Source organism: Streptomyces sp. NBC_00885 (genome assembly GCF_045207475.1).
Taxonomy (GTDB): Bacteria; Actinomycetota; Actinomycetes; order Streptomycetales; family Streptomycetaceae; genus Streptomyces.
This window is the reverse complement of record NZ_CP108796.1, coordinates 3,978,287-3,993,414: the sequence shown is the minus strand read 5'-3', so window position 1 is coordinate 3,993,414 and position 15,128 is coordinate 3,978,287. Positions and strand designations below refer to the sequence as shown.

Genomic DNA, 15,128 nt, shown 5'->3' with positions numbered 1-15,128 from the left:
AATCCCACACCCACCGCAGGTGAACGGCCCCTGACCAGCCGAATCGGTCAGGGGCCGTCTGCATACCTGCTCACCGGGACCCTCTGTTCCTCGTGATTCCCTGCCTGATCGGGCACGCCAGGGGCACGGCTGACCATCTGGTGTGTAGCTCTAGCCAGGGTCAGCCCGGGAAGTCCGTGTGCCAGGGGTAGCAGAACGCGACCGGGCCGCCGTATCGCTCCGCAAGGTCAAGGAGCTCTTCTTCCCCGGTAGTGGTCGTTCGTTCCAGGGTGGCCATGCCGTCGACCTCCGCCCAACAGAGGTCGTTGGCGACATAGTCGGGATCCCATTCGCGGGTCACCCAGATCAGTTCAAGTTCACGGTTTCGCAGTCCCGGGCGCTCCCGGTCACGGGTTGGCGAGGTGATGGCCACCCAGGCGCGCCAGGTCGGCTTGGTGGGTGTGCACGGGGCGACCAGGGTGGTTCCACGTCGAAGCGCTGCAAGAAACTCAACGGCATGCATCGGGGGGTCTCTAGACGACGAGCAGCGCGGCGAGTATCAAAGCCGCAACCGCAGTGGCGGCCCGCAGCTTCCTCCAGCCCGGTCCAGAAGCCTGGCGGGTCAGCTCCCAGCTGACCACCAGACCGCCACCTAGGCCCAGCGCATCCCGCAGCAGGAACACGGCGGTGTGCACAGGGAGCCTCCAGTGGCCTTCGAACGGAGTGGAAGGCTATCCCCGGTGGCTGCATCTCGGGAAGAAGTTAGGCCCCGGCTGGTGGGGCTAGCAGGATTTGAACCTGTGGCCTCATCCTTATCAGGTCGGTCCCACATGCCTGCTACGCCGGGGGATGCAGCTGGGTCACCGGCCTCGGTGGTCCGTGGTGATCGGCCGAAACCGCCGGTGTTCGCTGATGTTGATGTCAGGTGCTGATGTCACCTTGCGCGGGATTGGCATCGGCACATGGCTCAGAGGTGATCCGGGATCATCGCGTGAGGGCTCGGAGGTCCTGGCGCTGCTTGCCGTTGAGGTCGAGGGCTTCGGTGGGGCGACGGAACGTCGTGTGGGTGACTCCCCGGGCATGCGCCTGGGCTTCGAACTGGTCGAGTCGGCCGAGCGTCGTCTCCGGGTCGAGCTTCTGCTCCGGCAGAGCGCCCAGCCAACTGGCCCTGTTGCGCTCGTAGTCGATCTCGGAGTAGCCACAGATCTCTCGGCTGTGCTGCTCCACCTCGTCGAGCGTTTCCGTGACGAGGATGGCGCGGGCCAGTTCGTTGCGGGTGAGGGCGTCGTCCAAGTCGGCTTCGTGGATGGTGGGGCCCTCGTCGGTGAGGGGGACCGGAAGGCCGGCGTCCCTGATTTCGCACAGGCCGCGTACTCCTCGGGCGGTGGCGGCGAGCATGGCCGTTGCTTCCGAGGGGTGCCATTCGAGGACCGAGCTGACCGCGTCGACGTGTTCGGCCGTGAGGGACATGAGAGTTGAGCCCATGCGGTCGCGTAGGTCGTCCGATGGGATCTCGCTGTCCAGGCTGGGGCCTGCGACCAGGAGGCGTACCGGGGCGTTGACTTGGCAGCACGCTGCGAGCGCGCCGTTGGTGCGGCACGGGTTGCGCCGGATCAGTTCGTCATCCACCGCGGTTTCCATGACGGCCTTGAGTAGCCGGTACGACTTGGCGATGGTCGTTGCGGCCCCGGTCGTCGACAGTCCGCGCTGGGCAGTCGTCGGAGAAGGCCGCGCTGATCTATCAGCACTCGGACGTGGAGCGTCAGCAGGAGGTCGCGAGCGGGCTGGACCAGCTGGTGCGGGCCGCCCGGCAAAAGGGCAAGGAGAAGCCTTCTGGTGCGGATCTGGTGCAAGGTGCTTAGCGCGGTCTAGACAACAAAGAAGCCCCGGGCCGCTGGCCTGGGGCTTTCGTATGGAGCGGGTGACGGGAATCGAACCCGCGCTCTGAGCTTGGGAAGCTCATGTTCTACCATTAAACTACACCCGCGCAGCGAGCCGTGACCGGCACCGCATCGTCGCACACTGTACCCCATCGCTGGCCCCCGGTGTAATTCGCCGCGGGGCCTTTGCGCTGTCCGGGGCCCTGGCGCCGAACCCTCTCGAAGGTCGGATGCGGCTGCGGGGCGCGGGAGTTGAGGCGTAACGTTGAACGGCGGAGTGCCGCGTGCGGCACCGTACCCTTCATCCTCTAATGTGGCCGTTCGTCCGCATTTGGTTGGGGAAGGGACTCGATGGACTTGATGGAGCGCACCGTCGTCCGCTGTGCCGAGGGGCATGTCTTCAGTACCGCTTCGTTTCCGATGCAGCAGCTCGGCGCCGATCGGATCGGGCCCGGGCGGCTCATCCGGTGTCCGCGTTGTGCGCGGCTGCGCAGCGTCGTGCCCGTGGAGCCCGCCAAGCGGTAGCGGGAGACGTAGCGGGGCGTAGCGGAACCTCAGGGAGAGGTACGGAGAGAGGGCACGGAGAGGAGCGCGCGGGGCCGTCCGATTGGGGTGGGCCCGTGCGCTCTGCGTATCCTCGGGACGTGCTTCTCTCAGACAAGGACATCCGGGCCGAGATCGACGCCGGGCGGGTCCGCATCGACCCGTACGACGCAACCATGGTGCAGCCCTCGAGCATCGATGTGCGGCTGGACCGCTACTTCCGGGTGTTCGAGAACCACCGCTATCCGCACATCGACCCCGCCGTCGAGCAGGCCGATCTGACGAGGCTGGTCGAGCCCGAGGGCGACGAGCCGTTCATCCTGCACCCCGGGGAGTTCGTCCTCGCCTCGACGTACGAGGTCATCTCGCTGCCGGACGATCTCGCCTCGCGGCTCGAGGGGAAGTCCAGCCTGGGGCGGCTCGGGCTGGTCACGCACTCCACCGCCGGCTTCATCGACCCCGGGTTCTCCGGGCACGTCACGCTTGAGCTGTCGAATCTCGCGACGCTGCCCATCAAGCTCTGGCCGGGGATGAAGATCGGCCAGCTGTGCATGTTCCGGCTGAGCTCTCCGGCCGAGTTCCCGTACGGGAGCGAGCGCTACGGCTCGCGGTACCAGGGGCAGCGGGGACCGACCGCCTCGCGGTCCTTCCAGAACTTCCACCGGACGCAGGTGTGAGCCATGGCTGATGTCCGGGAGAACCTGACCTACGAGAAGTTCGGCGGCGCGATCCGCCAGCTCGCGCAGACCATCGCCGACGACGGCTACGAGCCGGACATCGTGCTCTCCATCGCGCGCGGCGGCGTCTTCGTCGCGGGTGGTCTCGCGTACGCCCTCGACTGCAAGAACATCCACTTGGTGAACGTGGAGTTCTACACCGGCGTGGGGACGACGCTGGAGATGCCGGTCATGCTCGCGCCGATGCCGAACGCCATCGACTTCTCCCAAAAGAAAGTCCTCATCGCCGACGACGTCGCCGACACCGGCAAGACGCTCAAGCTCGTGCACGACTTCTGCGTCGACCATGTCGCCGAGGTGCGCAGCGCGGTCATCTACGAGAAGTCGCACAGCCTCGTGAAGTGCGAATACGTGTGGAAGCGCACGGATGACTGGATCAACTTCCCGTGGTCGGTGGAGCCGCCCGTCGTCCGGCGCGCGGGTCAGGTTCTGGACGCCTGACCGGGCCGCCCCGGTGACACGCGCGGCGGGCGTGACTCCGCCCGCTGGGCCTCGGGGCATCTCACGGAGTCGTGGAGCGGAGCACCAGAAGCGACGTGGCTAGCATGGCGGGATGAGCGATGACACGTCCGATGACGCCAACTGCAGCCAATCAACCAGCTCGCGGTCTGCAAAACCCATGTCGCTGCGTACGCTCAGGCGCGCGACCCGGTGGGAGACGTTCGCCCTTCTCGTTGTGCTGCTCATCCTCGCCTTCGCCTTCGCCTAACCAGTCGTCGACGGCGCGCAGGCCGGGTCCGGTGTCAGAGGGCGGTACGTCCACCTCGGACGGGAACGCGCCGGCCTGCGGCGGTGGCTGGTAGCTCTCGACGCCCGACCGGATCTGCGACGGACATGCGCAGGGCCCCCGCCTCGTCATCGGCGGGGGCCCTGCGCATTTCTCAGATCGTGCCCAGCTTGATGATCGACAGCAGTGCGATCAGCTGGATCGCCGACGCCCCCAGCGCCTTCGGCCACGGCAGATCGTGCGACTTGCTCACCATCGAGGTGAACAGCGCGCCCGCCGCCAGCCAGGTTGCCCAGCCGAGCACCTGGACCAGGGAGTTCTCGCCGCCCAGGAAGAGCGCGAAGACCAGGCGTGGCGCGTCCGTGATGGACATGATCAGCATGGAGAGGCCGACCGTCGGCTGCCAGGCTCCGTCGCCGCCGAGCTGGCGGGCCAGGGTGTGGGTCACCGCGCCCAGGATCAGGCCGCCGATGACGAACGCCACCGCCGTCGTCAGGACGTATGGAATGGCCGTGGAGATCGTCGCGTTGATCGTCTCCTCGCGGGCCTTGTCGAAGCCGAAGAGCGCGAGCAGGCCGTAGAGGAACGTGACGATCAGCGCCGGGCCCCACACGGGGTAGTCGCGCATCTGCCAGAACGTCGGGCCCGGGCGCAGCACGATGCCGCTCAGCAGCTGCTTCCAGTGCAGCCGCGGGCCCGTCGGCGCGGCTGTCGAAGCGCCCGCGCGGTAGGTCGCGCCGTTGCCGTACGGGTCCTCGTTGATGCTGAACGCCTGCGTGTGGCCAGGGGAGTTGGCATACGGGTCGCCGTGCCGGGGCTGCTGCTGGTACGGGTCGCCGAAGTACTCCGGTTCGCCGTACGGGCCCTGGGGCTGCTGCTGTTGTTGGTAGCCGCCGCCCGCCTGGGGCCATTGCGGCGGTTGTTGCTGCTGCGCATACGGCGGCCCCGCATGGCCGCCACCGCCCCGGTGGGGCGGCGGTGCCTGCTGCGGTTGCTGCTGCTGCGACGTGCGGTTGTCCCGGCCGCGTCCGATCCTGAATCCAGCCACGTAATCGAACGTACCTGGTCCCGGAGAGTGAGGTGCCCGCGCTCGGGGAACCCACAGGCCTTTGCTGCCGACCTGTGACATCCCCTAGGGGATCCCGGGGGCGGCTTCGGAGGCGGTTCAGTGCAGCCGGGTCGGTGCAGCCGGTTCAGTGGAGGAAGACCGACGTGCTGAAGGTGAGCAGCGCAGTCGTCCGCGCCGAAGCCGGATACAGCGCCACCACATCCGCCCGCTCGCCCCGGTGTGTACGCGTGAGAATGTCGGGGCGCTTGTCGCCGTCGAAGTCCGCGTACTGCAGGACGTCGGTCACCGGGCTTGTCTCGCCCGCCGGGAGGGCGGGGGACGGCGGGACGGACACGGCGGTGAAGCCGTAGCGGCCGCCCGCGCGGCCCGGGCCCTGCGGGCCGCCGAGCAGCAGTTTCCCCTTGGCCGCCGCGCCCGGCTCGGGGGCGCGGGCGGAGACCACCAGGTCGTCGTAGCCGTCGTCGTTGACATCGGGCCGAGGGGAGGGCGCGGACAGGGCGGGGCCGCCGCCCTGGACCGGGGCCGTGGCCGCGCGCGGGGCGCCGGTGCGGGTGAAGGGTCCGCGCAGGAAGCTGACCCGGCCCGCGGACGCGGTGACCGCGAGGTCGGTTGCGCCGTCGCCGTCGAAGTCGCCGCAGACAGGGTGGTCCGGCCACTCGTTTCCGTAACGGGCCTGCTCGGGGATGCGCAGGACGACCGCCTTGCCGGCGAGTCCGGCCGGGGAGCCGAAGAGGACCTGGAGCGGTACGGGTGGGCGGCCGATGCCGTCGTACGGCGGATCGGTGGCCACGATCAGGTCGGAGAAGCCGTCCTTGTCGAGGTCGCAGGCGGCCTCGGCGTCGAAGGCGGCGGGCAGGGTGCCGCCGACGGGCGCGGCGTTGGCCCGCGGGGTGAGCAGGCGGCGTACGGAGGGGTCGAGGGTGCGGGGCCCCGCGGTGCCGTAGACGACGCCGATGCCCGCGTCGTCGCCGTGGCTGTCGCCGGGGGCCTTCACCAGGTCGTTCAGTACGAGGTCGCGGTGGCCGTCGCCGTTGAAGTCGGCGGGGACGCGGCTGCCCTTGCCGCGAGGGACGGGCAGGGCGCCCGCCCGGGCGGCGAGCGGGGCGGTGTCGCCGTTCTTGGCGGGGGCGGGTCGCTGGGGCTCGGGGGTGCTCGTGCAGCCCGCCAGCAGCACCACGCAGGCGCAGGCGCAGGCCGCGATCGTCGCCGCTGCGGGCCCCAGTCCTGTCCGCACAACCCACCTCGTCCGTCTCGTTCGTACTCAGCCGCCTCACGATGCTCGTTCGGCGTTCGCCTCAGGGCAATGGCTGCGGCGAGATCGCCGGCCAATGGTTATCCGGTGAGCATCCGTAGCTTCGTGGATGTCGCAGCCGCAAAGCGCAACAGACACGGCAGATCAGGCGTCAGCTCACCGGCCTGGGCTGCGCGGTGCCGAGCAGCCGCGGCAACCGGCGTACGCATTCGGCAACTGGCAGACAGAAGCGGCCGGTTCTGCCCCCGAGGCAGATCCGGCCGCTTCTGTGCAGTGCAGTCTTCCAGTCTTCCGGAAACTACTTCACCGGCTCGGGCTCCGGTGCGTCCTGCGACTCCGTCTCACCGGCGGGCTCGGCCGGAGGCGTCTTCACCGAGTCGAGCAGCAGCTGCGCGACGTCCACGACCTGCAGGCTCTCCTTCGCCTTGCCGTCGTTCTTCTTGCCGTTGACGGAGTCCGTCAGCATGACGAGGCAGAACGGGCAGGCGGTCGAGACGATGTCCGGGTTCAGCGACAGCGCCTCGTCCACACGCTCGGTGTTGATGCGCTTGCCGATCCGCTCCTCCATCCACATGCGCGCGCCACCGGCGCCACAGCAGAAGCCGCGCTCCTTGTGACGGTGCATCTCCTGCTGGCGCAGGCCCGGGACGGCGGACATGATCTCGCGCGGCGGCGTGTAGACCTTGTTGTGGCGGCCCAGGTAGCAGGGGTCGTGATACGTGATCAGACCCTCGACCGGCGTCACCGGAATCAGCTTGCCCTCGTCGATGAGGTGCTGGAGCAGCTGCGTGTGGTGGATGACCTCGAACTCGCCGCCCAGCTGCGGGTATTCGTTCGCGATCGTGTTGAAGCAGTGCGGGCAGGTCGCGACGATCTTCTTCGACGACTTGGGCTTCTTGGTCGTCTCGTCCTCGTCGTCCTCGCCGTAGGCCATGTTCAGCATGGCCACGTTCTCCTGGCCGAGCTGCTGGAACAGCGGCTCGTTGCCCAGGCGCCGGGCGGAGTCGCCCGTGCACTTCTCGTCGCCGCCCATGATCGCGAACTTCACGCCCGCGATGTGCAGCAGCTCCGCGAAGGCCTTGGTGGTCTTCTTGGCCCGGTCCTCCAGGGCGCCCGCGCAGCCGACCCAGTACAGGTAGTCGACCTCGCTCAGGTCCTCGACGTCCTTGCCGACGATCGGGACCTCGAAGTCGACCTCCTTGGTCCACTCCACGCGCTGCTTCTTGGCGAGCCCCCAGGGGTTGCCCTTCTTCTCCAGGTTCTTGAGCATCGTGCCCGCCTCGGACGGGAACGCGGACTCGATCATCACCTGGTAGCGGCGCATGTCGACGATGTGGTCGATGTGCTCGATGTCGACCGGGCACTGCTCCACGCACGCACCGCAGGTGGTGCAGGACCACAGGACGTCCGGATCGATGACGCCGTTCTCCTCCAGCGTCCCGATCAGGGGGCGCTCGGCCTCCGCGAGAGCGGCCGCGGGGACGTCCTTGAGAGCCTCGGCCGAAGCCTTCTCCTCGCCTTCCATTGTCTTGCCGCCGCCGGCCAGCAGATACGGGGCCTTGGCGTGCGCGTGGTCGCGCAGCGACATGATCAGGAGCTTGGGGGACAGCGGCTTTCCGGTGTTCCAGGCCGGGCACTGCGACTGGCAGCGGCCGCACTCCGTACACGTGGAGAAGTCGAGGATGCCCTTCCAGGAGAACTGCTCGACCTGGGAGACGCCGAAGACGTCGTCCTCGCCCGGGTCCTCGAAGTCGATCTCCTTGCCGCCGCTGGTCATCGGCAGCAGGGCGCCGAGAGCGGTGGAGCCGTCGGCGTTCCGCTTGAACCAGATGTTCGGGAAGCCGAGGAAACGGTGCCAGGCGACACCCATGTTGGTGTTGAGCGAGACCGTGATCATCCAGATCAGCGAGGTGCCGATCTTGATCATCGCGGTGAAGTAGATCAGCGTCTGGAGCGTGGGGACGCTCAGCCCCTTGAAGGCCAGGACCAGGGGGTACGAGACGAAGTACGCCGGCTCGTAGCTCTCGACGTGGTGGATCGCGCCCTCGAGCCCGCGCAGGGCGAGGATCGCGAGGCCGATCGTGAGGATGACGTACTCGACGAAGTACGCCTGCCAGGCCTTGGAGCCCGCGAAGCGCGACTTGCGGCCGGCCCGCGAGGGCAGGTTGAGCAGCCGGATCGCCATCAGCACGACGATGCCGACGACCGTCATGATGCCGATGAACTCGATGTACATCTCGAACGGCAGGAAGCCGCCGATGACCGGCAGCGTCCAGTCCGCCTCGAAGAGCTGGCCGTACGCCTGCGCAAGGGTCGGCGGAAGGGTCAGGAAGCCGATCGCGACGAACCAGTGCGCGAAGCCCACGATCCCCCACCGGTTCATCCGGGTGTGGCCGAGGAACTCCTTGACCAGGGTGATCGTGCGCTGTTTCGGCTCGTCGGTGCGGCTGCCTGCCGGGACCGGCTGACCGAGCTTCACGAAGCGGTAGATCTGCGCGACGGCTCGGGCGATGAGCGCAACGCCGACCACGGTCAGGACCAGCGACACGATGATCGCGGCGAGTTGCATTTGGGGGCTCCTCGGGCCTGCGAGGGTGGGGATCTCGACAGTCTACTAAGCGGTAACTTAATTAGTCCGTGCTGAGCGTACCCACTTATTCCGCCGCACTGTAGACGCGCAGCCGGTGATCTGTGTCGCTCAGGCAAGCCTGACCGGACGGGCCGCGCGGCGTCCGGCGATCGCGGCCGGCAGGGTCCGGACCAGGATCAACAGGTCCAGTCCCAGCCAGTGCTGCTCCACATAATGTAGATCGAGCACGCCCATTTCTTCCCAGGGGAGCTCGGAGCGGCCGCTGATCTGCCAGAGTCCCGTCATTCCGGGGCGTACGCAGAGACGGGCCCGCCCCGCCACGGAGGCGTCTTCCCCGGGCGCCAGCGGCCGGGGGCCCACGAGCGACATCTCCCCGCGCACCACATTGATCAGCTGCGGCAGATTGTCCAGGAAGTGGCGGCGCAGCAGCCGTCCGGCGGGCGAGGCCGGTGTCGTACGGAACGACAGCATCGCAAACGTGGACCCGCCCAGGCCCGTCCTGTCGCGGCGGGTCAGGAGCGGGCCCCGGGTGGTCGAGGCGACGGCGGCGGTGAGGGCGAGCAGCACGGGGGACAGGAGCAGCAGCAGGATCAGGCTGCCCGTCAGATCGATGGCTCGCTTCGCAGGCATGGACGCACGCCCTTTGACTTCTATTGACCGCTTTTGCGGCTATGACTCTCCCAGATGGGGGCATCCGTGAAGGGGTGCGCCACGCGCTGAGGCGGACCTGGGGCGCAGGTCGGGGGGTGGGCTGCAGGTAAGTGCCGGATAAAAGTTGAGTGGGGTCGACTCAGCTCTGTTGACGTCGTCGACTCGGTCATGCATCCTTGAGCCAGATCCACTCAAGTCAGCTGGAGGAATTGAAATGGCACGTGCGGTCGGCATCGACCTGGGCACGACTAACTCCGTCGTCAGCGTTCTGGAGGGCGGCGAGCCCACCGTCATCACCAACGCCGAGGGTGCCAGGACCACGCCGTCCGTCGTCGCCTTCGCGAAGAACGGTGAGGTGCTGGTCGGCGAGGTAGCGAAGCGTCAGGCAGTCACGAACGTCGACAGGACCATCCGGTCGGTCAAGCGCCACATGGGCACCGACTGGAAGATCGAGCTCGACGGGAAGACCTTCAACCCGCAGCAGATGAGCGCCTTCATCCTGCAGAAGCTGAAGCGCGACGCGGAGTCCTACCTCGGCGAGAAGGTCACCGACGCGGTGATCACCGTCCCGGCGTACTTCAACGACTCCGAGCGTCAGGCCACCAAGGAGGCCGGTGAGATCGCGGGTCTGAACGTCCTGCGTATCGTCAACGAGCCGACGGCGGCCGCCCTGGCCTACGGCCTCGACAAGGACGACCAGACCATCCTCGTCTTCGACCTCGGTGGCGGCACCTTCGACGTCTCGCTGCTGGAGATCGGCGACGGCGTCGTCGAGGTGAAGGCCACCAACGGTGACAACCACCTCGGTGGCGACGACTGGGACCAGCGCGTCGTCGACTACCTGGTGAAGCAGTTCGCCAACGGTCACGGCGTGGACCTGTCCAAGGACAAGATGGCTCTCCAGCGTCTCCGCGAGGCCGCGGAGAAGGCGAAGATCGAGCTGTCGTCCTCCACCGAGACGAACATCAACCTGCCCTACATCACGGCCTCCGCCGAGGGCCCGCTGCACCTGGACGAGAAGCTCACGCGCGCTCAGTTCCAGCAGCTCACCGCGGACCTCCTGGAGCGCTGCAAGACCCCGTTCCACAACGTCATCAAGGACGCCGGCATCCAGCTGTCCGAGATCGACCACGTGGTTCTGGTCGGCGGATCGACCCGTATGCCCGCCGTCGCCGAGCTCGTCAAGGAGCTCACCGGCGGCCAGGACGCCAACAAGGGTGTGAACCCCGACGAGGTCGTCGCCATCGGTGCCGCTCTGCAGGCCGGTGTCCTCAAGGGTGAGGTCAAGGACGTCCTGCTCCTCGACGTGACCCCGCTGTCCCTGGGTATCGAGACCAAGGGCGGCATCATGACCAAGCTGATCGAGCGCAACACCACGATCCCGACCAAGCGCTCCGAGATCTTCACGACGGCCGAGGACAACCAGCCGTCCGTGCAGATCCAGGTCTACCAGGGCGAGCGCGAGATCGCGGCGTACAACAAGAAGCTCGGGATGTTCGAGCTGACCGGTCTGCCGCCGGCCCCGCGCGGGGTCCCGCAGATCGAGGTCGCCTTCGACATCGACGCCAACGGCATCATGCACGTGACCGCGAAGGACCTGGGCACGGGCAAGGAGCAGAAGATGACCGTCACCGGCGGCTCCTCGCTGCCGAAGGACGAGGTCGACCGGATGCGCCAGGAGGCCGAGCAGTACGCGGACGAGGACCACCGCCGCCGCGAGGCCGCCGAGTCCCGCAACCAGGGCGAGCAGCTCGTCTACCAGACCGAGAAGTTCCTCAAGGACAACGAGGACAAGGTCCCCGGTGACGTCAAGACCGAGGTCGAGGCCGCGCTCACCGAGCTGAAGGAGAAGCTCAAGGGCGAGGACACGGCCGAGATCCGCACGGCGACCGAGAAGGTCGCCGCGGTCAGCCAGAAGCTCGGCCAGGCGATGTACGCGAACGCCGCCCCCGAGGGTGGCGCGGCCCCCGGCGCCGAGGGCGCCCAGGCCGGCGAGCAGCCCCAGGCTGAGGACGATGTCGTCGACGCCGAGATCGTCGACGACGAGAAGCCGAAGAAGGACGGTGCCGCGTGACGGAGGAGACCCCGGGCTTCGAGGAGAAGCCCGACGTCCCCTCAGGCGCCACCTCTGACGACGCCGCCGCGTCCGCCGAGTCCTCCGAGAAGGAGGGCCCGGCGGCCCCGGCAGGGGACGCAGCAGCAAAGATCGCAGGCCTGACGGCTCAGCTGGACCAGGTGCGCATGGCGCTCAACGAGCGCACCGCGGACCTCCAGCGGCTCCAGGCCGAGTACCAGAACTACCGCCGTCGTGTGGAGCGCGACCGGATCACGGTCAAGGAGATCGCCACGGCGTCTCTGCTGACCGAGCTCCTGCCCGTGCTCGACGACATCGGCCGTGCGCGTGATCACGGGGAGCTGGTGGGCGGGTTCAAGTCGGTTGCCGAGTCTCTCGAGACGGCCGCAGCCAAGATGGGCCTGCAGCAGTTCGGCAAGGAGGGCGAGCCCTTCGACCCGACCATCCACGAGGCCCTGATGCACTCGTACGCACCGGATGTCACCGAGACCACGTGCGTCGCGGTCCTGCAGCCGGGGTATCGCATCGGCGAACGGACCATCAGGCCCGCACGGGTCGCGGTGGCCGAGCCCCAGCCGGGCGCGGCCCCCGCGGGTCCCGCGGCCGCGAAGGACGAGACGGCGAACGACGAGGAGAGCGGTGGCCCGGACGAGGGCTGACGCAGTGAATGCGCGAGAGGAGGGACGTCGATGAGCACGAAGGACTTCGTCGAGAAGGACTACTACAAGGTCCTCGGCGTCCCCAAGGACGCCACCGAGGCCGAGATCAAGAAGGCGTACCGGAAGCTCGCCCGCGAGTTCCACCCGGACGCCAACAAGGGCGATGCCAAGGCGGAGGAGCGCTTCAAGGAGATCTCCGAGGCCCATGACATCCTCGGCGACCCCAAGCGGCGCAAGGAGTACGACGAGGCACGCGCCCTCTTCGGCAACGGTGGCTTCCGCGCCGGTGCGCCGGGCGGCCCCGGCGGCTCCTTCAACTTCGACCTGGGCGACCTCTTCGGCGGCGCCCAGGGCGGCACGCAAGGGGGCGCCGGCGGCTTCGGCGGCGGTCTCGGCGATGTCTTCGGCGGGCTGTTCAACCGCGGTGCCGGCCCGGGTACGCGTACCCAGCCGCGCCGCGGCCAGGACATCGAGTCCGAGGTGACGCTCAGCTTCACCGAGGCGGTCGACGGGGCCACGGTCCCCTTGCGGATGTCCAGCTCGGCCGCCTGCAAGGCCTGTTCGGGCACCGGCGACAAGAACGGCACGCCCCGCGTGTGCCCGACCTGTGTCGGCACCGGCCAGGTCTCGCGCGGCGGCAGCGGCTCCTTCTCGCTCACCGACCCGTGCGTGGACTGCAAGGGCCGCGGGCTGATCGCGCAGGACCCCTGCGAGGTCTGCAAGGGCAGCGGGCGCGCCCGCTCCTCGCGCACCATGCAGGTCCGGATCCCCGCGGGCGTCTCCGACGGCCAGCGGATCCGGCTGCGCGGCAAGGGAGCTCCCGGCGAACGGGGCGGCCCGGCGGGCGACTTGTACGTCGTGGTGCATGTCGACTCCCATCCGGTCTTCGGCCGCAAGGGCGACAACCTCACGGTCACCGTGCCCGTCACCTATACGGAGGTGGCGCTCGGCGGCGAGGTAAAGGTGCCCACGCTCGGCGGTCCGCCGGTCACGCTGAAGCTGCCCGCGGGGACACCCAATGGCCGTACGATGCGTGCCCGCGGCAAGGGCGCAGTCCGCAAGGACGGCACCCGCGGCGACCTGCTGGTCACCGTCGAGGTCGCGGTCCCCAAGGAGCTGGGCGACAAGGCGAAGGAAGCGCTGGAGGCCTACCGCGAAGCCACCGCGGACGAGGACCCGCGGGCCGAGCTGTTCCAGGCCGCGAAGGGAGCATGAGATGGACGGTCGTCGCCGCAACCCCTACGAACTGACCGACGAGTCGCCGGTGTACGTCATTTCGGTGGCGGCCCAGCTCTCGGGCTTGCATCCGCAGACGCTGCGGCAGTACGACCGGCTTGGTCTCGTCTCCCCCGACCGCACCGCGGGACGGGGCCGGCGCTACAGTGCCCGTGACATCGAACTGCTGCGCACCGTCCAGCAGTTGTCGCAGGACGAGGGCATCAACCTGGCCGGAATCAAGCGCATCATCGAACTGGAGAACCAGGTCGCTGCGCTTCAGCAAAGGGTTGTCGAGCTGTCGGCCGCAGTCGAGGGAGCGGCTGCGGCGATGCAGCAGCGCGAGGCCCAGGTGCATGCCTCCTACCGGCGTGATCTCGTGCCGTACCAGGATGTGCAGCAGGCGAGCGCGCTGGTGGTCTGGCGACCCAAGCGTTCCGAATAGGCCATGTCTCGGTCCGAAGGGGCGGTGGAGCAACGCGAGTTGCTCCACCGCCCCTTCTGTATACGGGTTTCGGTCAGGTTCAGGACTGGTGTTCCAGCATTCCCGACTGGGCGATCAGATAGCCCAGCTGGGTCCGGCTGCCGCTGCCCAACGAGGAGCCCAGCTTGGCGATATGGGCCCGGCAGGTACGGACATTCATCCCGAGCCGGCGGGCGATGGCCTCGTCGACATGCCCTTCGACCAGCAGCTTCGCGATCGAGCGCTGGATGCCGGTGATGCCGTCCAGGTCCGGTCCGTAACTGATCGGCTCCTCCCACGCGATCCCGTGCAGCCAGAACTGCTCGAAGACGCCGACGAGATACTCGACGATGCCCTTGTGCCGCAGTTCCAGCGCGGACAGCCGGTCGCTGCTCGCCGGGATGAAGGCCACTCTCCGGTCCACGATGATCAGCCGGTCGATGATCTCCTCCAGGGTGCGCACCTCCACGCCGGAGGGCCCCACTTGCTCCATGTAGGCGAGCGTGGCGGGGTGGTGGCGGGCCGTGTGCTGGTAGAGCGTGCGCATGCGGACGCCGCGGTCGATGAGCGGCTCCACACGGCGCAGCGCCTTTTCCAGGATGTGCGGCTGTCGCCCGCTGCCGGGCTGGACAGTGAGAAGCTCCTCGGTGCAGTCTGCGGTGACCTGGTCGAGGGTTGTGTTGATGCGGTTGAGGCCCTCGAGGACGGTAATCCCTTGTGGGACGGTGGAGTTCTGAGCGGTGAACGCCATGAATGGCTCAAGAGCATCGGTCAGAGCGACAGTTCGTCGTCGGCGCTCTTGGATCTCCCGCTCAATGGGGTGTATCAGCTGTGTCAGCGCAGTGGTCGGCGGGACCGGTCGGAGCCACTGAGCGTCGTCGGGATCCGGGTGCAGCAGGGCGAGATCGAAGAGGCAGGGTGTTGATTCCGCCTCTGACCGGGCTATACGCCCGGTGCGCAGTGCGGTGATGTAGAGACTTTTCCCCGCCTCGCACAGCTCGCCGTCTGCGTGAGGGTGTCCCGTTTCGCCCTCATTAGATGGCATATGCACCCCCTCAGGCTCCTGCATTACAGGAACATGATGCCTGCCGTCGCTGGTGCAAGCGTTCGGAGTGAGACATCGTCTTATGCGCGGGGGAGGAGGAATGATCAAAAGAGGTGGAGATCACCCATGTCTAGGACGCTACGTGCTCTTTGTGCTCTTGCCATAGCGGCGGCCGCGCTCGGTGCGGTGGCCTCCGGTGAGCCCTCCTGGGGTAGCTCTCCCGCCGGCGCGGTGACGGCAGCTC

At 68.0% G+C, this 15,128-nt stretch carries 13 protein-coding genes, 1 tRNA gene and 2 pseudogenes; 7 read left to right on the top strand and 9 right to left on the bottom strand.

Features of this window, described 5'->3' with window-relative positions; translation table 11 throughout:
- Positions 1–160: 160 nt before the first annotated feature.
- The 3 genes and pseudogenes from OHA61_RS18050 to OHA61_RS18040 all read right to left on the bottom strand — a co-directional run.
- A complete protein-coding gene (locus OHA61_RS18050) occupies positions 161–340 on the bottom strand; it encodes a hypothetical protein (protein WP_406303886.1) in 180 nt (59 codons plus the stop codon).
- A gap of 172 nt (positions 341–512) precedes the next feature.
- Positions 513–674, bottom strand: a complete 162-nt coding sequence (locus OHA61_RS18045; RefSeq protein WP_406303885.1) for a hypothetical protein — start codon at positions 672–674, stop codon at positions 513–515.
- A gap of 289 nt (positions 675–963) precedes the next feature.
- Positions 964–1,611: pseudogene (locus tag OHA61_RS18040) on the bottom strand (DUF1152 domain-containing protein); the annotation flags it as partial.
- 56 nt (positions 1,612–1,667) lie between these two features.
- Between OHA61_RS18040 and OHA61_RS18035 the strand changes: the two are divergent.
- A pseudogene (locus tag OHA61_RS18035) lies at positions 1,668–1,841 on the top strand (site-specific integrase); the annotation flags it as partial.
- Positions 1,842–1,892: 51 nt separating this feature from the next.
- Here OHA61_RS18035 and OHA61_RS18030 read toward each other — a convergent pair.
- Positions 1,893–1,966 (bottom strand) — tRNA-Gly (locus OHA61_RS18030).
- 537 nt (positions 1,967–2,503) lie between these two features.
- On the opposite strand from OHA61_RS18030, the gene dcd reads away from it, so the two are divergent.
- Together dcd and OHA61_RS18020 are read left to right on the top strand one after the other, a co-directional pair.
- Positions 2,504–3,079 carry a dCTP deaminase gene (gene dcd / locus OHA61_RS18025; RefSeq protein WP_324987674.1) on the top strand — a complete coding sequence of 192 codons (576 nt, stop codon included), beginning with the start codon at positions 2,504–2,506 and terminating at the stop codon, positions 3,077–3,079.
- Between the two features lie 3 nt (positions 3,080–3,082).
- Complete coding sequence (locus OHA61_RS18020; protein WP_406303884.1) at positions 3,083–3,580, top strand: phosphoribosyltransferase; 498 nt, start codon at positions 3,083–3,085, stop codon at positions 3,578–3,580.
- Positions 3,581–4,020: 440 nt separating this feature from the next.
- Here OHA61_RS18020 and OHA61_RS18015 read toward each other — a convergent pair whose 3' ends face one another.
- From OHA61_RS18015 to OHA61_RS18000, 4 genes are all read right to left on the bottom strand, one after another.
- Positions 4,021–4,914, bottom strand: a complete 894-nt coding sequence (locus OHA61_RS18015; RefSeq protein ID WP_406303883.1) for a Yip1 family protein — start codon at positions 4,912–4,914, stop codon at positions 4,021–4,023.
- A 145-nt stretch (positions 4,915–5,059) separates the two neighbouring features.
- A complete protein-coding gene (locus OHA61_RS18010; protein WP_406303882.1) occupies positions 5,060–6,169 on the bottom strand; it encodes an FG-GAP repeat domain-containing protein in 1,110 nt (369 codons plus the stop codon).
- Between the two features lie 316 nt (positions 6,170–6,485).
- Positions 6,486–8,756 carry a heterodisulfide reductase-related iron-sulfur binding cluster gene (locus tag OHA61_RS18005; RefSeq protein ID WP_406303881.1) on the bottom strand — a complete coding sequence of 757 codons (2,271 nt, stop codon included), beginning with the start codon at positions 8,754–8,756 and terminating at the stop codon, positions 6,486–6,488.
- Positions 8,757–8,885: 129 nt separating this feature from the next.
- Complete coding sequence (locus OHA61_RS18000; RefSeq protein WP_406303880.1) at positions 8,886–9,407, bottom strand: sugar transferase; 522 nt, start codon at positions 9,405–9,407, stop codon at positions 8,886–8,888.
- A 235-nt stretch (positions 9,408–9,642) separates the two neighbouring features.
- On the opposite strand from OHA61_RS18000, the gene dnaK reads away from it, so the two are divergent.
- From dnaK to OHA61_RS17980, 4 genes are read left to right on the top strand one after another with little or no spacing between them, the layout of a single operon-like run.
- A complete protein-coding gene (gene dnaK / locus OHA61_RS17995; protein WP_406303879.1) occupies positions 9,643–11,502 on the top strand; it encodes a molecular chaperone DnaK in 1,860 nt (619 codons plus the stop codon).
- On the top strand, positions 11,499–12,161 hold the full coding sequence (grpE, locus tag OHA61_RS17990; RefSeq protein WP_406303878.1) for a nucleotide exchange factor GrpE: 663 nt from the start codon (positions 11,499–11,501) through the stop codon (positions 12,159–12,161). Before dnaK ends, grpE begins: the two co-directional genes overlap by 4 nt.
- Positions 12,162–12,191: 30 nt before the next feature.
- Positions 12,192–13,376 (top strand): molecular chaperone DnaJ, encoded by a 1,185-nt coding sequence (gene dnaJ, locus OHA61_RS17985; RefSeq protein ID WP_406303877.1) that lies wholly within the window; start codon positions 12,192–12,194, stop codon positions 13,374–13,376.
- Position 13,377: 1 nt separating this feature from the next.
- Positions 13,378–13,821 carry a heat shock protein transcriptional repressor HspR gene (locus tag OHA61_RS17980; protein ID WP_266480035.1) on the top strand — a complete coding sequence of 148 codons (444 nt, stop codon included), beginning with the start codon at positions 13,378–13,380 and terminating at the stop codon, positions 13,819–13,821.
- A gap of 79 nt (positions 13,822–13,900) precedes the next feature.
- On the opposite strand, the gene OHA61_RS17975 is transcribed toward OHA61_RS17980, so the two are convergent.
- Entirely contained in the window at positions 13,901–14,884 is a 984-nt protein-coding gene (locus tag OHA61_RS17975) for a helix-turn-helix transcriptional regulator (protein WP_324979456.1), read from the bottom strand.
- Between the last annotated feature and the right edge of the window lie 244 nt (positions 14,885–15,128).